General features: G+C 65.8%; 20 protein-coding genes and 1 pseudogene. 17 read left to right on the forward strand and 4 right to left on the reverse strand.

All coding sequences use genetic code 11. The annotated features are described in order from the left end of the window. Positions 1-113: 113 nt before the first annotated feature. From padE to ToN1_RS19340, 8 genes are all read left to right on the forward strand, one after another. Positions 114-686, forward strand: a complete 573-nt coding sequence (gene padE, locus ToN1_RS19305) for an NADH-dependent phenylglyoxylate dehydrogenase subunit gamma (protein WP_169205668.1) — start codon at positions 114-116, stop codon at positions 684-686. Continuing rightward, positions 683-982: an NADH-dependent phenylglyoxylate dehydrogenase subunit delta gene (gene padF, locus ToN1_RS19310; protein ID WP_169205667.1), complete on the forward strand. Its 300-nt coding sequence runs from the start codon at positions 683-685 to the stop codon at positions 980-982. The genes padE and padF overlap by 4 nt, the downstream gene beginning before the upstream one ends. Further along, positions 979-2,232, forward strand: coding sequence for an NADH-dependent phenylglyoxylate dehydrogenase subunit alpha (gene padG, locus ToN1_RS19315; RefSeq protein WP_169205666.1), 1,254 nt, complete (start codon positions 979-981; stop codon positions 2,230-2,232). The genes padF and padG overlap by 4 nt, the downstream gene beginning before the upstream one ends. Positions 2,233-2,239: 7 nt before the next feature. Then, complete coding sequence (padH, locus tag ToN1_RS19320; protein ID WP_169205665.1) at positions 2,240-3,508, forward strand: NADH-dependent phenylglyoxylate dehydrogenase subunit epsilon; 1,269 nt, start codon at positions 2,240-2,242, stop codon at positions 3,506-3,508. 10 nt (positions 3,509-3,518) lie between these two features. After that, positions 3,519-4,859, forward strand: coding sequence for an NADH-dependent phenylglyoxylate dehydrogenase subunit beta (gene padI / locus ToN1_RS19325; RefSeq protein ID WP_169205664.1), 1,341 nt, complete (start codon positions 3,519-3,521; stop codon positions 4,857-4,859). After that, positions 4,849-6,204, forward strand: a complete 1,356-nt coding sequence (gene paaK, locus ToN1_RS19330) for a phenylacetate--CoA ligase PaaK (RefSeq protein WP_210147866.1) — start codon at positions 4,849-4,851, stop codon at positions 6,202-6,204. Before padI ends, paaK begins: the two co-directional genes overlap by 11 nt. An 84-nt stretch (positions 6,205-6,288) precedes the next feature. Further along, positions 6,289-8,373, forward strand: coding sequence for a CoA-binding protein (locus ToN1_RS19335; protein ID WP_169205663.1), 2,085 nt, complete (start codon positions 6,289-6,291; stop codon positions 8,371-8,373). Between the two features lie 62 nt (positions 8,374-8,435). After that, a complete protein-coding gene (locus tag ToN1_RS19340) occupies positions 8,436-8,843 on the forward strand; it encodes a thioesterase family protein (protein ID WP_169205662.1) in 408 nt (135 codons plus the stop codon). A 120-nt stretch (positions 8,844-8,963) separates the two neighbouring features. Here the strand turns inward: ToN1_RS19340 and ToN1_RS19345 are convergent, their stop codons facing one another. Next, positions 8,964-9,701 (reverse strand): PEP-CTERM sorting domain-containing protein, encoded by a 738-nt coding sequence (locus tag ToN1_RS19345; RefSeq protein ID WP_169205661.1) that lies wholly within the window; start codon positions 9,699-9,701, stop codon positions 8,964-8,966. Positions 9,702-9,961: 260 nt separating this feature from the next. Here ToN1_RS19345 and tadA point away from each other — a divergent pair, with 260 nt between their 5' ends. The 3 genes and pseudogenes from tadA to ToN1_RS19360 all read left to right on the forward strand — a co-directional run bounded on the left by tadA (position 9,962) and on the right by ToN1_RS19360 (position 11,361). Continuing rightward, positions 9,962-10,426: a tRNA adenosine(34) deaminase TadA gene (tadA, locus tag ToN1_RS19350; protein WP_169205660.1), complete on the forward strand. Its 465-nt coding sequence runs from the start codon at positions 9,962-9,964 to the stop codon at positions 10,424-10,426. Positions 10,427-10,431: 5 nt separating this feature from the next. Continuing rightward, a pseudogene (locus tag ToN1_RS19355) lies at positions 10,432-10,908 on the forward strand (L,D-transpeptidase family protein); the annotation flags it as partial. Between the two features lie 66 nt (positions 10,909-10,974). Continuing rightward, a complete protein-coding gene (locus ToN1_RS19360) occupies positions 10,975-11,361 on the forward strand; it encodes a GNAT family N-acetyltransferase (RefSeq protein WP_342344172.1) in 387 nt (128 codons plus the stop codon). A 68-nt stretch (positions 11,362-11,429) separates the two neighbouring features. Here the strand turns inward: ToN1_RS19360 and ToN1_RS19365 are convergent, their stop codons facing one another. Genes ToN1_RS19365 through ygfZ form a run of 3 tightly spaced genes read right to left on the reverse strand, consistent with a single transcriptional unit; the run spans position 11,430 to position 13,470 of the window. Beyond that, a complete protein-coding gene (locus tag ToN1_RS19365) occupies positions 11,430-12,137 on the reverse strand; it encodes an NRDE family protein (protein ID WP_169205658.1) in 708 nt (235 codons plus the stop codon). Next, positions 12,128-12,436 (reverse strand): DUF4936 family protein, encoded by a 309-nt coding sequence (locus ToN1_RS19370; protein ID WP_169205657.1) that lies wholly within the window; start codon positions 12,434-12,436, stop codon positions 12,128-12,130. Before ToN1_RS19370 ends, ToN1_RS19365 begins: the two co-directional genes overlap by 10 nt. Beyond that, complete coding sequence (gene ygfZ, locus ToN1_RS19375) at positions 12,433-13,470, reverse strand: CAF17-like 4Fe-4S cluster assembly/insertion protein YgfZ (RefSeq protein WP_169205656.1); 1,038 nt, start codon at positions 13,468-13,470, stop codon at positions 12,433-12,435. The genes ToN1_RS19370 and ygfZ overlap by 4 nt, the downstream gene beginning before the upstream one ends. 145 nt (positions 13,471-13,615) lie before the next feature. Here ygfZ and mltG point away from each other — a divergent pair, with 145 nt between their 5' ends. From mltG to ToN1_RS19405, 6 genes are read left to right on the forward strand one after another with little or no spacing between them, the layout of a single operon-like run. Further along, a complete protein-coding gene (gene mltG / locus ToN1_RS19380) occupies positions 13,616-14,617 on the forward strand; it encodes an endolytic transglycosylase MltG (RefSeq protein ID WP_169205655.1) in 1,002 nt (333 codons plus the stop codon). Next, a complete protein-coding gene (gene tmk, locus ToN1_RS19385) occupies positions 14,614-15,246 on the forward strand; it encodes a dTMP kinase (RefSeq protein WP_169205654.1) in 633 nt (210 codons plus the stop codon). The genes mltG and tmk overlap by 4 nt, the downstream gene beginning before the upstream one ends. After that, the gene (gene holB / locus ToN1_RS19390; protein WP_169205653.1) at positions 15,243-16,301 is read left to right on the forward strand and encodes a DNA polymerase III subunit delta'; all 1,059 of its coding nucleotides are present in this window, start codon (positions 15,243-15,245) and stop codon (positions 16,299-16,301) included. Before tmk ends, holB begins: the two co-directional genes overlap by 4 nt. After that, complete coding sequence (locus ToN1_RS19395; protein ID WP_169205652.1) at positions 16,298-16,663, forward strand: PilZ domain-containing protein; 366 nt, start codon at positions 16,298-16,300, stop codon at positions 16,661-16,663. The genes holB and ToN1_RS19395 overlap by 4 nt, the downstream gene beginning before the upstream one ends. 10 nt (positions 16,664-16,673) lie before the next feature. Next, a complete protein-coding gene (locus ToN1_RS19400; RefSeq protein ID WP_169205651.1) occupies positions 16,674-17,447 on the forward strand; it encodes a TatD family hydrolase in 774 nt (257 codons plus the stop codon). Then, a complete protein-coding gene (locus tag ToN1_RS19405) occupies positions 17,431-18,105 on the forward strand; it encodes an ankyrin repeat domain-containing protein (protein WP_169205650.1) in 675 nt (224 codons plus the stop codon). Before ToN1_RS19400 ends, ToN1_RS19405 begins: the two co-directional genes overlap by 17 nt. The last annotated feature ends 1 nt before the right edge of the window (position 18,106 follow it).

The following is an 18,106-nucleotide window of genomic DNA, read 5'->3' on the forward strand; positions in this document are numbered from 1 at the left end:
CCATGCAGGGCTTCGACTTACCTGCCCGAACGGTGATCGTGGGTTCTTGATGTTCGCGGTAACAACAACGCGGGGCGACTGAGCCCCGTCCCTGCAACGCAGGAGGAGACGAGATGTACGAAGTGCGATTCCATGGCCGGGGCGGCCAGGGTTCGGTGATGGCGTCCGGCATGCTCGCCGCGGCCATGGTGGAGGAGGGCAAGTACGCCGTTTCGATCCCGTCCTTCGGGTTCGAGCGCCGTGGCGCGCCAGTGGTGTCCTTCCTGCGCATGAGTGATCGCGAGATCCGCCAGCTCACCAATATCTACCAGCCCGACTGCATCGTCTGCGTCGACCCGACGCTCACGAAATCCGTCGACATCTTCGCCGGCATGAAGGCCGGCGGCACGCTGATACAGGCCACGCACCGGCCGCTCGCCGAGCTCGCGCTTCCCGAGTGCGTGTCGACGGTCGGTCTGCTCGACGCGGTGAAGATCGCGCTCGAGATCTTCAAGCGTCCGATCACCAACACCCTGATGCTCGGCGCCTTCGCGAAGACGACCGGTGTCGTGTCGCTCGATTCGCTCAAGCGCGCGCTCGAAGATTCCGACTTCCGCGACGCGGGCCTCGCGCAGAACATGACGGCGCTGGAGCGCGGCTACGCCGAGGTGGCCGTACACCAGATCGAAAGGAGGGCCGCGGCATGAGCCGGCACACGAGTTATCCGCTGTTCAATCTGGAGCAGGCGGGTGTTCCGGACGATCTCTGTCCGGTCGCAACCGTCGTCAGCCCGATGCTGCCCGGCGACTGGCGCAGCATGCGGCCGGTGGTCGATCGCGACAAATGCGTGAAATGCGCGGTGTGCTGGCTGTACTGCCCGGTGCAGTGCGTCGAGGAACACGCCGCGTGGTTCGACTTCAATCTCAAGACCTGCAAGGGCTGCGGCATCTGTGCCAACGAGTGCCCGCAGCGGGCGATCACGATGGTGGGGGAAGCCCAATGACGACAGCCACGCTGGAAAAGGCCGCGGCAGCCGAGGCGCCGCGCAAGCAGAAGGTCATCCTCGCCGAAGGCAACGAGGCAGCGGCGCTCGGCGTTGCGCTCGCACGGCCCGACATGGTCTCGGTGTATCCGATCACGCCGCAGTCCTCGCTGGTCGAGCACCTCGCGAAGCTGATCGCCGACGGCCGCATGGATGCGGACATCGTCGATGCGGAAGGCGAGCACTCGGTGCTGTCGGTGCTGCAGGGCGGGGCGCTGGCGGGCGCCCGCACCTACACGGCGACCTGCGGCCCGGGCCTCGCCTTCATGTTCGAGCCCTATTTCCGCACTCCCGGCATGCGCCTGCCCATCGTGCTGACCATCGTCACGCGCGACGGCATCACGCCGCAGTCGGTGTGGGGCGGCCACCAGGATGCGATGACGGTGCGCGAGGCGGGCTGGATCCAGGTGTATTGCGAGAGCGTGCAGGAAGTGCTCGACACCACCGTGATGGCCTTCAAGATCGCCGAGCACCATGACGTGATGCTGCCGGTGAACGTGTGCCTCGACGGCAACTACCTGTCCTATGGCGCCTCGCGCGTCGAGATGCCGGATCAGGCCGACGTCGATGAATTCATGGGCGAGAAGGATGTGAACTGGCACGTCGCGCTCGATCCGCTGCGCCCGATGGCGGTCGATCCGCTGACCGGCGGCACTACCGGCAAGGGACCGCAGACCTTCGTGCGCTACCGCAAGGGTCAGTGCAGCGGCATGCAGAACGCGCTGCGCGTGATCGAGGAAGTGCACGCGGACTGGGCGAAGCGCATTGGCCGCAGCTTCGCGCCGCTGGTCGAGGAATACCGCCTCGACGACGCCGATTTCGCGATCATGACGTTGGGCAGCATGACTGGCGCCGCCAAGGACGCGATCGACGAGGCGCGCGACGCCGGCAAGAAGGTCGGACTCATCAAGATCAAGACCTTCAGCCCCTTCCCGGTCGAAGCGTTGATGAAGGCGCTCGCCAAGGTCAAGGCCTTGGGCGTCATCGACCGCTCGGTGGGTTTCCGCTGGAACTGCGGGCCGATGTACCAGGAGACGCTGGGCGCGCTGTATCGCCTCGGCCGCTTCATCCCGTCGATGAGCTTCATCGGCGGGCTGGCAGGTGCGGACATCACGGTCCCGCATGTGCATCGCGTGATCAACGAAACCGAAGCCCTCCTGAACGGCGCAGCCGCCCCGACCGAGCCCGTTTGGCTCAACGAAAAGGAGTGAGGCCAGCATGGACCGAGCCACCGAACACACCAAATACCTGATCGCCGGCAGCAGCCACGCGGCGCTCGAGGCGATCAACGCGATCCGCATGTACGACCCGGAGGGCAGCCTCACCGTTGTCACGCGCGATTCTTACCTGCCGTATTCGCCCACCGTGTTGCCCTACGTCGTGTCGGGCAAATCCGCGCCGGCACGCATCTTCCTGCGCGACGAGGACTTCTTTGCCCGCAACAAGGTGAGCTACCGCCCGGAGTCGGCGCTGAAGGCACTGCACGCCGACGACAACACCGCCGAGCTGGCGGACGGCTCCAGCATCGTCTACGAAAAGCTCCTGCTCGCGACCGGCGCTTCGCCCGCGATCCCGCCGATCCCCGGCATCGATACGGTCTCCTACCATGTGCTGCGCACGTTGGACGACGCACTGAAGCTGCGCGGCGCGATCGCCGAGTCGAAGCAAGCCGTCGTGCTCGGCGCCGGCCTCGTCGGCATGCACGCTGCCGAGAACCTCGTCAAAGCGGGCGCCAGCGTCACCATCGTCGAAATGAGCGACCAGCTCACATCGGGCTACTTCGACAAGGTCGCCGCCGACATGATCGAGCAGGCCTTCCGCGATGCCGGCGCGAAGATCATGACCGGCAACCGCGTCGTGCGCCTCGAGCCCTCGGCGGCGGGCGCGAAGCTCACGCTGGAAAACGGCACCACCCTGGAAGCCGACCTGCTGCTCGTCGCGACCGGCGTGAAGCCCGACATGGCCTACCTCAACGGCAGCGGCGTCGAGCACCAGCAGGGCATCCTCGTCGATGACCGCATGCAGACCACCGCCGCCAACGTCTGGGCCGCGGGTGACTGCGCCCAGGCGCGCGGATTCTTCACCGATACGAAAGTGATGAACGCGATCCTGCCCGACGCGACGATCCAGGGCCGCGTGGCCGGCATGGCGATGGCGGGTGACCCCGGCATCAAGGACTACGCAGGCGGCGTGCCCCTCAACACCTACCACTTCTTCGGCCGCCACGCGATCTCGGTCGGTTCGAGCAAGCAGCCCGAAGGCGGCGAGGTGGTCACGCGCTTCGACGGCGCGACCGGCCGCTACCTCAAGGCCATCTTCGGCGCCGACGGCTGCCTGACCGGCATCTTCGGTGTGAATGAATTTTTCGACGGCGGTGTCATGGCCCAGCTGATCCTGCGCCGCATCGACCTCACCCCGCTGCGCGAGCGCTTCATCGCGAACCCGCTCGCGGTGGGTCGCGAAATCATGTCGCAGACCTGGCGCTAAGGAGTATTCAATGGGACGAGCTTACAGCACCATCGCCTTCGACCCCGCCAAGTGCGACGGTTGCGGCGATTGCATGACGGCCTGCGCGCAGGCCAAGACCGGCACGGACGACATCGCGCGTTCGCGCATCCAGATCTATGGCCGTGACGGAGCAGCGGACAAGACCTTTGAACTCGCGCTGTGCCGCCAGTGCGCCGATCCGAAGTGCGTCACGGTGTGCCCGGCCGGCGCGCTGAGCAAGGACGGCACGAGCGGCGTCATTGGCTGGGACGCGTCCAAGTGCGTCGATTGCCTGCTGTGCACGGTCGGCTGCAGTTACGCCGGCATCGCGCTCGACGAAACGACGGGTCATGTGTCGAAGTGCGATACCTGCGACGGCAATCCGGCCTGCGTGCCCGCATGCAGCAAGGGCGCGCTGAAGTACATCACCACCGCCAACATATACAACGAGGTCGGCGACTGGGAAGACCTCTTCGCGCCGGGACTCGCGGGCTGCCAGGGCTGCAACACGGAACTCCTAATGCGCCACACCCTGCGCCGCGTCGGCCCCGACACCGTGCTCGCGACGCCGCCGGGCTGCGTGCCGGGAATGGGCTCCGTGGGCTTCAACGGGACCACGGGCACCAAGGTTCCGGTCTTCCATCCGCTGCTCACCAACACCGCCGCGATGCTGGCCGGCATCAAGCGCCAGTACAAGCGTGTCGGTCGCGACGTGCAGGCGCTGGCCATCGCCGGCGACGGCGGCGCCTCCGACGTCGGCTTCCAGTCGCTCTCCGGCGCCGCGGAACGTGGCGAGCAGATGCTCTTCATGGTCGTCGACAACGAAGGCTACATGAACACCGGCATGCAGCGTTCGAGCTGCACGCCCTACGGCGCCTGGACCTCGACGACGCCGGTGGGCGAGACCCAGCGCGGCAAGACACAGGATGCGAAGAACCTGCCGCTGATCATGGTGAACCACCGCTGCGCCTACGTCGCCACGGCCTCCACCGCGTACATGGAAGACCTCTACGACAAGCTCGACAAGGCCATCGCCGCATCGAAGACGGGTTTCGCCTACCTGCACGTGTACTCGCCCTGCACGACCGGTTGGCGCTTCCCGTCGAACCTGAACATGGAAGTCGCACGCAAGGCCGTGGAAACCAACTTCGTGATGCTTTGGGAATACACGCCGCAGGACGGGCTGCACTTCACGAAGCCGGTGGACGACCCCTTGCCGGTCACCGACTACCTCAAGGCGATGGGCCGCTTCCGCCATCTGTCGCCCGAGCAGGTCGAGCACATCCAGAAGAAAGTCGTTGAAAACCAGAAATTCGTTGAACGCATGACGGAGCACGCACATGTCGGCTAGGGATGGTTTTGCAGCATCGAAAGGGGCAACCGGGAAGGGCGCAGCGCCGGAGACGCTCGATCCGATCGAGAAGGCCACCCGCGACGAGCTCGCTGCGCTGCAGCTCGAACGTCTCAGATGGAGCCTGCAGCACGCGTACGACAACGTCGCGCATTACAAGCAGGCCTTCGATGCGGCCGGCGTCCATCCGTCGGACCTCAAGCAGCTCTCCGACCTCTCGCGGTTCCCCTTCACGACCAAGAAGGAGCTGCGCGAGAACTATCCCTACGGCCTCTTCGCGGTGCCGATGCGCGACATCGTGCGCGTGCATGCCTCGTCCGGTACCACCGGCCTGCCGACCGTCGTCGGCTACACGAAGAACGACATCGCGATGTGGGGCTCCGTGGTGGCGCGTTCGCTGCGTGCCGCCGGCGGCACGCCCGACGACATCATCCTCAACTCCTACGGTTACGGCCTCTTCACCGGCGGCCTCGGTGCCCACTACGGCGGCGAGGCACTCGGCGCGACCGTGATCCCGATGGGCGGCGGCAACACCGAGAAGCAGATCCAGCTGATCCGCGAATTCAAGCCGACGATGATGATGGCGACCCCGTCCTACATGCTCACGGTTGCCGACGGGCTGCAGGAGCAGGGCATCGACCCCGCCTCGACGACGCTGCGCATCGGCGTGTTCGGCGCCGAGCCCTGGACCAACGAGATGCGCCGCGAGATCGAGACACGCCTCGGCATCGATGCCATCGACATCTACGGCCTGTCCGAGGTGATCGGCCCGGGCGTCGCCTGCGAATGCATCGAGACCAAGGACGGCCCGCACATCTGGGAAGATCACTTCTACCCGGAAATCATCGACCCCGTGACCGGCGAAGTGCTGCCCGACGGCACGCCCGGCGAACTCGTCTTCACTTCGCTGACGAAGGAAGCGCTGCCGATCATTCGCTATCGCACCCGCGACCTCACGATGCTGCTGCCGGGCACTGCACGCACAATGCGCCGCATGGGCAAGATCACCGGCCGCAGCGACGACATGCTCATCATCCGCGGCGTAAACGTCTTCCCGACGCAGATCGAGGAAATCCTCCTGCGCCACGACAGTCTGTGTGGCCACTACCAGCTGCAAATCACGCGGCCCGGTCACATGGATGAACTCGCCGTGCTCGCCGAAGTGCGTCATGACCTGTCCGACGCGCTCACCGATGCCCAGCGCTCGAAGATCGCCGCCGAAGTCCGGCACGAGATCAAGAGCCGGGTGGGGGTCAGCGCCGACGTCCATATCGTCGAGAGCGGCCGTATCGAGCGCACGCAGGTCGGCAAGGCCAAGCGCGTGATCGACAAGCGGCCGAAGTGATGACGTAACGACACGAGACAGGCCAAGGGTAAGACAACAACCAAGTGGCCACCGATAGCGAGTGGCACGAACGGAGACACGATAGTGAATGATCGGACGACCATCAGTCCCGGCGAGGCATTGAACGCCGCCACGGGCGAACTGTTCAGGCAGGCAGGCAGCGAAGGGCGCGACGTACTGAACGCGGACGAACTGCAACGTTTCGTCGCGAGCTTCGGCGCCGCACTGACCGAAGGTGCACCGGGCGGTGTGGACCTGCGCATCACGTTGGAGAACACGCGCGAGTTCGGCATCGTGCTCACGGCGGGCGCGGGCGGCCTCGACGGCGCGCTGGACCGCGCCAACTTTCGCAAAGACCGTGCCTCCGTTTCCGCCTCGGTCGAACTGACCGACGCTGCGGACTTCCTGCGTCTGTTCCGTCGCACCGTTGCCTATCAGAAGATGGCGGCGATCGCACAACGCGATGGTCGCCGCGCGCCCGATCCCGTGCTCGAATTCTGCTTTGGCATGATGCTGGGCCTCGGCCGGGAATATTCCGCGCGGAATCCGCAAGCCGGATTCGTCATCCGCCGCATCGAACTCGATCAGGTGCAGTTTGCGAAGAAGCCCACGGTCGGTGCGGCGCGGGTCGAATTCGGCAAGCCCGTTGCTGGCCGGCTGCCGCGCCCCGTGCACAAGATCGACAAGCTCATCCATCCCCAGTCGATCGGCATCGTCGGGGTGTCCGCGAGCGGCATGAACTTCGGCCGCATCATCCTCAAGAACCTGATGGGCAGCGGCTACCCCAAGGACAAGCTGACCATCATTCGTCCCGGCGAAACCGAGATCGACGGCGTGCGCTGCGTCGAGAGCCTGCGCGCCCTGCCGGCGAAGCTCGATCTGCTGATCGTCGCCGTGCCTAACGATGCGGTGTACGCGCTGGTCGATGAAATCATCGACACCGATGCCGTCGAATCCGTGATGCTGATTCCCGGCGGTCTTGGCGAAACGGCAAAGAGCCGCGAGCCTGCCGCCGAGCTTGCCGCGAAGATCAACGCCGCTCATGGCAAGCCCGGTGGCGGTCCGATCTTCCTCGGTGCGAACTGCCTCGGTGTCGTCTCGCATCCCGGCGGCTACGACTCCTGGTTCATCCCGCTCGAGCGCCTGCCCAAGCCGCAGAAGAAGGCGCAGCGCAATTCCGTGATGCTGAGCCAGTCCGGCGCCTTCATGATCACGCGCATCTCGCAGAACCCCTGGCTCGACCCGGCCTACATGCTCGCGCTGGGCAACCAGACCGATCTCACTCACGGCGACATGCTCGACTTCTTCGCCGAACGCGAAGGCATCGACACCCTCGGCATCTACATCGAAGGCTTCAAGGATGGCGATGGCCTCGACTTCGCCCATGCGGTGCGCAAGGCGGTGCTCAAGGGTAAGCAGGTCGTCGTGTACAAGTCCGGCCGCACCGAAGCGGGCGCGGGCGGCGTGATGGGCCACACCGCGTCGATCGCCGGCGATCCTGCGCTCTTCGATGCGGTGCTGCGTCAGGCCGGCGCGATCGTCGCCGAGGACTTCAACACCTTCGACGACCTCTTCTACGTTGCTGGCGCGCTGCATGGCAAGAAGGTCGGCACACGCCTCGGTGCCATCAGCGGTGCCGGTTTCGAGGCCGTCGGCATGGCCGATTCGATCGCCACCGAAACCTCCTCGCTGGAGATGGGCATGCTCGAAGCCACCACCGTTGAGCGCGTGCAGGCCATCCTCACCGCCAAGCGCCTCGATGCTCTGGTCGAAGTCAGGAACCCCATCGACATTAACCCCGGTGCGGACGACGAGGCCCACCTGCAGATCACCGAAGCCTTCCTCGACGACCCGAACATCGACGCCGTCGTGGTCGGCCTCGACCCGACTGCCCCATCGATCCGCGGCCTGGAGACCAGTAAGCTGCGCCCCGGTTACGACCTCTCGGACCCTAAGGGTACCGTGCACATCTACCCCCCGCTCGCGGCGAAGAGCGAGAAGCCTGTCATCGGCATCGTCGACGGAGGCTCGCTCTACGATGCGATGGCCGCGAAGCTGATGGACCAAGGCGTATGCGTGTTCCGCAACTGTGGCCGAGGCACCAGGGCGCTCGCGCGCTACGTGGAAGCGCGCGTCGAGGCGGACATGATCCGCGAACGTAACAAGTAATCCGAGACACGACGAACCCGGTGTCGGCAGGGACCGGCGCCTTACACCAAGGAGACTGAAACATGAGCGAACTTCAACCCGGCCTGAGCTCCACCCGCCGCTACGACATCGACCAGGGCCGCACGATCGGCTTCATGGGCGACGACTGCCGCGTCTACTCGACTCCCGCGCTGCTCTACGACATCGAAGTCGTGTGCCGTGACCTGCTGCTGGAGAACATCGAAGCGGGCAAGGACTCCGTCGGCACGCGCGTCGAACTCGACCACGTCGGTGCCACCCTGCTGGGCATGTGGGTCGAGATCACCGTGAAGCTTGTCGAGGTGAACGGCCCCGCCGTGACCTTCGAATTCACCGCCCGTGACGCGCTGGAAGAAGTCGCACGCGGCAAACACAGCCGCTTCATCGTCGGCGCCGAGAAGACTGCCCAGCGCCTCAAGGCCAAGCTCGAAAAGGCCATGGCCGCAGTCTGAATTGCGCACCTCTGGCGGGCAGCGCGCCCGCCGTGGTGCCGTTCATCGATGAGCGTCGAAAACGAAGCGGGCGTCCTTCCGGACGCCCGTCGTCGTTTTTGACAAAGGAGCGGAGCGTGCTCAGGCCGGGTTCTGCCGGCGTCGTCCGAACCCCAATCCGACCAGTCCGGCACCGATGAGCAACAGGGACGACGGCTCAGGAACCGCCTGCACGGGGAGGCCGTCCGTCTCGGCCTCGAGCGGGGCCTTCGTCAGCTTGAATGTGGCGTAGATTTCGTTCTTGTTCGGTTTGCTCCACGTGCATTGGCCGCTGTTTCCCTCGCACAGCCAGACCGCCGGCGAGAAGCTGATCTCCATCTCGCCGCCGTCGTCGAGTGCGAGTAGGTAAGACAGGAAGGTTGCTGCGAGGTCGGTGTTCGCCGGGCCGGCGCCCTTGTCCCAGAACGGACCCACAATGGCCTGCACCGTGGCATCCAGATCCGCGGCGCCGCCACTAGGCGAATCGAACTCGATCAACGCAGCAAGGTCGAGCTGATCGAGCTCCGATGTGCTGCCGTTGGCGCGGATTGCGCCATCCTCCTCGGCGAGCGTGCCCCAGCCGAAACGGATAGTTTCGAAGTCACCGTCGCCGCTGAGCATGAAGCTCGTGCCCGCAAGGTCCGGATCGATGGCCCAGGCAGCGTTGAGGTAACCATGTCCCTCATCGCAACTGGCGCTCGTGCAGGCGGCGCCCCAGCCGGAACCCAGGCTCCAGCTCCCGCCGGAGATCTCCACGCTCACGGACGCTGCGCCGACAAATGCCGGCATCGATAGCGCTGCCAACAGCGCGGTGCGCGTAAGCAGTCGATAGGTATTCACTGTTTTTCTCCTCCGCGCGATCGACCCGGCAGCGGGCGATGACCGGCCCGCAGTGCAGGCCTTCTCCCTGAAGCAGCACCGCCCCGTCAGGGGCTACTCCCGTTGTTTGTAACACTTTATGCGGGAACGGCACGCGGCGGTCGTGACATCGGCCACGCTTCCTGCAAATTGTTGATCCGCCTGCCATTTGCTCTTCGCGCCGCGAGAATCTGGCTCAATGCGCGCGCGCTCCAGTAGACTTTGCGAATGGAGAGCAAAGGATGAATGACGAAGACTACATGCGTGCCGCACTGGAGCAGGCGCGCGAGGCGGGGAGTTGCGATGAGGTGCCGGTCGGCGCCGTCGTCGTGCTCGATGGCCAGATCGTGGGCCGCGGTTTCAACCAGCCGATCGGCCGACACGACCCCACCGCCCATGCGGAGGTGATGGCCTTGCGCGATGCCGCCGCCCGGCTCGGAAATTATCGGCTGCCCGGTTGCGAGCTGTATGTCACCTTGGAACCGTGTGCGATGTGCAGCGGTGCAATCATGCACTCCCGCATCGCACGCGTCGTCTTCGGTGCGCGCGACCCCAAGACCGGTGTCGCCGGCAGCGTAATCGACCTCTTCGCCGAAGCGCGGCTGAACCATCACGCGACCATATCGGGAGGTGTGCTGGCCGACGAATGCGGTGGCCTGCTGTCGAGCTTCTTCGCCGCCCGTCGCGGCCGCACTCTCATCGCGTGACGGCCATGCGCATCCTGATCGACCTGGTCGCCCAGAGGCTCAGCCTATTCGGCGCGGACGGCGCCTGCATTCGCCGCTACAGCGTGTCCACCGCCCTCAATGGCGCGGGCGAAGTCCGGGACAGCGGCTGCACGCCGCGGGGGCGTCACTGCATCCGCGCGAAGATCGGCGCGGGTGCCGCGAAGGCCACCGTGTTCCGCGGTCGGCGCCCCACCGGCGAGATCTGGACGCCGGAACTCGCCGCGGCCAATCCCGGCCGCGACTGGATCCTCTCCCGCATCCTGTGGCTCAGTGGCTGCGAGCCGGGGCGCAACCGCCTCGGCAAGCTCGACTCGATGCGCCGCTACATCTACATCCACGGCACGCCCGACGATCAGCCGATGGGCGAACCGCGTTCGCACGGCTGCATCCGCATGCGCAATGACGACGTGATCGAACTGTTCGACCTGGTGCAGGCCGGGACGGAAGTGGATATCGAGGAAAGGACGTACATGGATGCCGGCGCGACCATCCGCATTCTCGACTGGACCGACGCAGCGGCCCTCGCGATGCCGCTGCGCGAACAGGTGTTCGTGAGGGAGCAGGGCGTGCCCGCCGAACTCGAACGCGACGCCAGGGACCCGCACTGCCGCCACGCCCTGGCCACGACTGCCGCTGGCCAGGTCGTTGGCACCGGCCGGCTGCTGCCGGACGGCCACATCGGTCGCATGGCTGTCGCCGCCCCGTGGCGCAAGCGTGGCATTGGCGGATTGATGCTGGAGGCCCTCGTCACCGAAGCGGTGCGTCTCGGATTCACCGAGGTGGTCCTGAATGCCCAGATCGACGCCGTCGATTTCTATTTACGGCATGGTTTTGCACCGCAAGGAGAGACCTTCATCGAAGCGGGCATCCGTCACCAGACGATGCGCCGCTCGCTGGTGCCGAAACACGCCTGAAGCTTTCAGCCGCCGGATGCAACCGTGAACCGATGCATGACTTCGCTCGCGAATTTGCCCTGCGCGTTCTAGGACCATTCGCGGAAGGTCACATTTCCGTCGCGATCCAGCAGGATCAGCGTCGAGCAGCGCGTACCGTAGCCCGGCGCGCGGATGAACGCCGGCGACAGCCACCGTTCCCAGTCTGCACTCACCCCGGTCTCAGGCAGATGATGGTCGGGCGCCGGCTCGTCGTCACGCAACAGTTCGAGGAACGCATCCGTGTCCGGCAGGCCGCCGAGTGCCGAGGTGAAACGGTCGCGTGCGAGCTTTACCTTGGGCCAGGGCGTGTCGAGCACATGGTTCGACAGCCCATAGATACCGGGGGCGAGTATCCGTACTGAACCTGTCGTGCTTTCATGGATGCCAAGCTCCCGGCCATCGCCCACCAGCAGGTTGAACGCCGCATATTGCGTGCTGACCTCGGCCACTTTCCGCAACTGCCGGTCCGCATCGTCGGTTGCGGTCAGACAGTCGCGCACCAGCGTGCCGCGCGACGGAGCTCCCGGGCGGTGGAGCGTAGGATCGCGGTAATTCGTCAGCGCGGCGAATCGCCCGCTGCGGCTGAGGCCCATCCACGTCCCGCCCGCCTCCAGATCGCGCCCCGCGAGCAGGTCCGGCGCATCGGTCCACCAGTGCGCGGGAACCGCCGGACGGGCGAGAAACTCGTCGCGGTTGGCAGCCACGACCAGCGGATAGTCCGGATGGGCGTGCCAGCCGACGACGATCAGGCACATTCGACGAAGCGTTCCGTGTGACGCGCGAAACCGGACTCCACGATGCTCGCGACCCGATGCGCATCGGCCTCGATCCTCAGGGCCGCTTCGAAACCGTCCGGATCGGTCACGCCCTCATAGACCTCCATCCACGTCACCGCGTCGTCGCGCCGCTCCATCAACCGTCCTGCGACGCCCGTGCGCTGTTCCAGCGCTGCCTGCATGGCGCGCACGGTCGCCTCAGCGTCCTCGTGCTCGGCATCCGCACGGACGCGGTAATAGACGAAGTAATGCACGCAACCCGAAGCTTCGCCGCTCATTTTTCGGGTAGCGCGTAAGGCAGGTCGAGGAACTGCAGCAGCGGCCCCTGCGAGCTGCCCAGATGCACCTCGCCTGCTTCGGCGCAACTGATCTGCATCACCGCCAGCGCCTCGAAGCCGCCCTGGGGCGCGGGAACGACGTTCACCAGCTTGCCGGCGGACTGCTCTCCGAACTCCGGTGTGAACAGGTCGGCACCGGCAGCGGGAGCCGAATCGCCCGGCACATGCACGCGATACATGCGCTTCTTGAGCTTGCCGAGATACTGCGTGCGGGCGACGATTTCCTGGCCCGGATAGCAGCCCTTGTTGAAGCTGACTCCGCCAATGACCTCGAAATTCAGCATCTGGGCGACGAATTCCTCCTGCGTCGCCGCAGTGATCAGCGGCAGGCCGGCACGGATCATCGCCAGTTGCCACGCTGCCGTACCGGCCTTCGTCGCACCGCCTGCCGTCAGCTTCGCGAACACTTCGGGCGCAACGGCAGCCGGCACCGCAACGACCAGATTGCGCTGGTCAAGCCGGATGCAGCGCAAATCTCCGGTCACCGACTGCGTCATCGGGCCGACTGGCGCGGTAATGCCGGCACTCGCGAGCGTGGCGTCCGCAGTGACTCCGCTAACACCGATCAGTACCGTGTCCGGCGTCGCGTCGGCAAGCTTCACCTTGCTGCGCAGCACGTACATCGACAGCTTCTTCTGCAGCATCGGCTGAATGTCGGCCGAAGTGGCGATCATCTGGCCGGAGTCGTCTTGCCACAGCAGCAGGCTCGCAAGCATGCGGCCCTTGGGCGTGTTGAAGCTGGACCACTGCGCAGACTGCGGCCCCAGCTTCTTCACGTCGTTCGACAGCAGATTGTGCAGGAAGCCGACCGAATCATCGCCGGCGCAGCGGATCAGGCCGAGGTGCACCAGCGGCACCGCCACGGTGTTGGATTCCACGGCGCGCACGTCCGCTTCCGGAGCATCGAAACGGATGCCCGAGTCTTCCAGCGTGGCGCCTTCGCTTACCAGAAATTCAGTCCAGGTCGTGTTCATGTGCGTTTGTCGGGGCGGAGGAGGGATGTGGAATTGGGATGAAGTATTATAGGGCCCCGCAGACGCAATGGTTGCGGGCCAAACATTTCCGCCAGCTTTTGCCGCCAGCCTGCTCGTCGCGCGTTCTGCAACGATATCCACTCCGATGAAGCCCATCGTTCTCCGCCTGCTGATCGCACTTGCGCTCGTTGTCGCGAGCGTGTCCGCCGCGGCTTGGTGGTACGCGCAGCGTCCGCTCACGCTGGCGCAGCCGCTCATCGATTTCACGGTCCAGCGCGGCCACACCATGCGCCAGGCGGCCGCGACGATCGCCGCGGCCGGTGTCGACGTCAGTCCGCGGGCGCTGTACTGGCTCGCCCGCATCACGGGCAAGGCCGGCCGCATCATGGCCGGCAGCTACGAGGTGCATCAAGGCATCACGCCTTGGCTGCTCATCCTGAAGCTTTCCAGCGGCGATGTATCGCAGGCGGAAGTCCGCTTTGTCGAGGGCTGGAACTTCCGCCAGGTCCGCGCGGCGCTGGAATCGAACCCGCACCTGCAGCAGGACACTGCAGGTCTTGCCGATGCCGATATCCTGCGCGCCATCGGGGCGACCGAGACACATCCGGAAGGTCTGTTCTTCCCGGACACCTACCTCTTCGACAAGCAGTCGAGCGCCATCGCGGTACTGCGTCGTGCATATGCCGCGATGAAGCTGCGCCTCGCCCAGGCATGGGAGATGCGAGATCCGCGGGTTCCCCTGGCGTCGCCCTACGACGCGCTGATCCTCGCGTCCATCGTCGAGAAGGAAACCGGGCGCCCGGAGGATCGCGGGCTCGTCGCCTCCGTCTTCGCCAACCGGTTGCGCATCGGCATGCGTCTGCAGACCGATCCCGCCGTGATTTACGGCTACGGCGAGTCCTTCGATGGTCGTCTGAAAAAGTGGCACCTCGAAACCGACCACGTCTACAACACCTACACTCGCGCCGGGCTGCCGCCAACGCCGATCGCGATGCCGGGCGCCGAATCGCTGAACGCTGCGGTACGCCCTGCGCAGACCGAATACCTGTATTTCGTCTCCCGCGGCGACGGGACCAGCGAGTTTTCCTCCAACCTCAACGACCACAACAAAGCGGTCAATCGTTATCAGCGGGGATCGGGAAGTTGAACCAGACGCGCGCCCGCGGGCGCTTCATCACCTTTGAAGGCATCGACGGGGCTGGAAAGAGCAGCCAGATTGCGGCGGTCGTCGCACTCCTCCTGGGCCGCGGGCTGACTGTCGACCAGACGCGCGAACCGGGCGGCACGGACCTCGGCGAAAAGCTCCGCGAGCTTCTGCTGCACGAGCCCATGCACCTCGAAACCGAGGCCATGCTAATGTTCGCCGCACGTCGCGAACATCTCGCCGCCCGCATCCATCCCGCGCTCGCAGCCGGAACCTGGGTCGTTTCAGACCGTTTCACCGACGCCACCTACGCCTACCAGGTCGGCGGACGCGGCCTCGACGCCGCCAAATTCTCCGCCCTCGAAGACTGGGTTCACCCCGGCTTCCAGCCCGACCTGACCCTCGTGTTCGATCTGCCGCCGGCAATCGCCGCAGCACGCGTCGCCAATACCGGTGCCGCGCCGGACCGTTTCGAGCGCGAGCAACGTGACTTCTTCGAGCGCGTGCGCACGGCCTACCTCGAACGTGCGCGCATGGCCCCCGAGCGCATCCGCGTCATCGCGGCCGACCGCCCGCCCGAACAGATCCGTGCCGAGATCGAGGCGATCGTCGTGGAGCGCTTCTTCCGATGATCCACCCTTGGCTGCAGGACGCTTGGCAGCGGCTGGTCGGCCTCGGCGGGCGGCTGCCGCACGCGCTGCTCTTCGTCGGTCCCGAAGGCCTCGGCAAGCGCGAGCTCGCCGACGTGCTCGCGGCAAGCCTGCTGTGCGCGGCCCCCGCGGGCGACGGGCACGCTTGCGACCACTGCGCGCCCTGTCAGCTACGGCTATCCGGCAATCACCCCGATTTGCTGCCCATCGTCCCCGAAGCCGACGCGGCGGCGGAGAGCGAGGCAGGGGACGGCGGCGACGGTGGCGAAGCCGGCAGCGGCAAGAAGAAATCCTCGCAGATCCTGATCGAACAGATCCGCGACCTGCAGGAGGCGCTCTCCGTGACAGGACACCAGAGCAGCCGGCGCGTCATCATTGTCGATCCCGCGGAGGCGATGAACGCCTTCACCGCCAACGCCCTGCTGAAGCTGCTCGAAGAGCCGCCGGAAGGCTGCATCTTCCTGCTCGTGTCGTCGGCCCCGCGCCGACTGCTACCCACCATCCGCAGCCGCTGCCAGCAGTGGAGCTTCGCGCGCCCGGCGGCGGACATCGTGGCGCAATGGCTCTCCGGCCCGGATGCACCGCCCGCGGACCTGCTCGCGCTCACAGGCGGCATGCCGCTTGCAGCCCAGCGCCTTGCGAAGAGCGGCGCGGACGTCCTGCTGCGGCGCTTCGTGAAAGACATTGCAGCGCTGCCCGCCGGTGATCCGCTGAGACTCGCCGGCCAGTGGGAAAGCTGGCTCAAATCGAAGGAAGCGGTCGCTGCCGGCTTCGGCATGCCGCAGCTCGTCGAATGGCTGCAACGCTGGGTTACCGACCTCGCTTCGTTGCGCCTTGGCGGACGGGTGCGCTTCTTCCCCGGCGAGGATGATGTCATTGCCGCGCTCGCGCAGCGCACCAGCGTGGCGGCTGTGACGAACTGCTACAATGAACTCGCCCGGATTCGCCGGGTCGCACAGCATCCGCTCAATGCAAGGCTGATGCTCGAAGACATGCTCCTGCGCTATGCGCGCGCCGTGACCGGAACCCGCCGATGAGCGAAGCTCCCAAGCCGAGCGTCGCACGCCCCAGCGTGCTGTCGCTGAACATAAACTCGAAATCCGCGCTCTACGCCGCCTACATGTCCTTCCTGGCCAACGGCGGCATCTTCGTGCCGACGCCACGCGTGCATGCGCTCGGGGACGAAGTCTTCATGCTCCTGCAACTCATGGACGACCCGACCAAGCATCCTGTCGCGGCGACCGTCGTATGGGTCACCCCCCAGGGTGCCCAAGGCGGCAAGACCCAGGGTATCGGCGTGCATTTCAGTTCGGACGAGTCCGGCAAGGCCCTGCGTGCGCGCATCGAACAGATCCTCGCCGGTCATCTCGGCTCGAACCGCCCCACCCATACTCTTTGACGTGTCATCGATGTTCGTAGATTCACACTGTCACCTCGATTTCCCCGATTTGGCCGAGCGCGAAGAAGCCATCCTTGCGGCGATGGCCGCGAACCGCGTCGGCCACGCCCTGTGCGTCAGCGTCAAAATGGAAGATTTCCCGCGAGTCCTCGCGCTCGCGGAGCGCCACCCCAACCTGTTCGCCTCGGTTGGCGTGCACCCTGACAACGACGGTGTCGAAGAACCGGACGCAGCCCGCCTGCTGGCACTTGCCGAGCACCCCAAAGTAGTCGCCATCGGCGAGACCGGCCTCGACTACTACTGGCAGAAGGACGCGCCCGAATGGCAGCGCGAACGCTTCCGCACCCATATCCGTGCCGCCCGCCAATGCGGCAAGCCGCTGATCGTCCACACGCGCTCCGCCGCCGACGACACCCTGCGCCTGATGCGCGAGGAGGGCGCCGGTGAAGCCGGCGGCGTGATGCACTGCTTCACCGAATCGCGCGACGTCGCCGAGGCCGCCCTCGATTTCGGCTTCTACATCTCGTTCTCCGGCATCGTCACGTTCAAGAACGCCAGGGAGCTGAAGGCCGTCGCGCAATACGTGCCGCTCGACCGCCTGCTCATCGAAACCGACGCCCCGTATCTCGCGCCGGTTCCACATCGCGGCAAGACCAACGAACCTGCCTGGGTCATCCACGTCGCCGAAGAGATCGCCCGCCTGCGCAATGAACCGCTCGAGCGCATCGAATCGGCCACCACCGAAAACTTCTTCCGCCTCTTTCGCCATGCCCAAGCCCACTGAATCGATCAAGCGCCTCCTCGTCTCCGCGATCCTCGCCAGCGCGTTCCTCGGTTCGACCGCGCAAGCCGACAGCTACGAAGACGCCCTCAGCTCGGCGCGTCGGGGAGACACGCCGCAACTCATGCAACTCATCGCACGCGGCGTCGATCCGAACACCGTCGACGCGCAAGGCAGCACCCTGCTGATCCTCGCCGCGCGTGAAGGGAACCTCGACACCGTGAAGGAACTGCTCAAGCACCGCCCCAAGGTGTCGCTGCGCAACGCGGCGGGTGATTCGGCCTTGATGCTGGCCGTGCTCAAGGGCGAGATCGCCATCGTCGACGTATTGCTCGAAGCGGGTGCCGAGGTGAACCACGATGGCTGGACGCCGCTGATGTATGCGGCGTTCGAGGGACGCGCCGAGATCGTCGACCGGCTTCTCGCGCGCGGCGCCGACGTCGGCGCGCTTGCCCCGAACGGATCCAGTTCGTTGATGCTTGCAGCACGTAACGGCCACATCGACGTCGTCCGCCGTCTGCTGAAGACCGGCGCCGATCTCGACCAGAAGAACGACGCCGGCTTCACGGCCGAAAGCTGGGCGCTGGACAACGGCAACACCGACATCGCCGGCCTGCTGCGCGCCGAACGCAGCCGCCGGCAGGCCGCCGGCGCCCGCTGAC

This window comes from Aromatoleum petrolei, assembly GCF_017894385.1.
Classification (GTDB): Bacteria; Pseudomonadota; Gammaproteobacteria; order Burkholderiales; family Rhodocyclaceae; genus Aromatoleum; species Aromatoleum petrolei.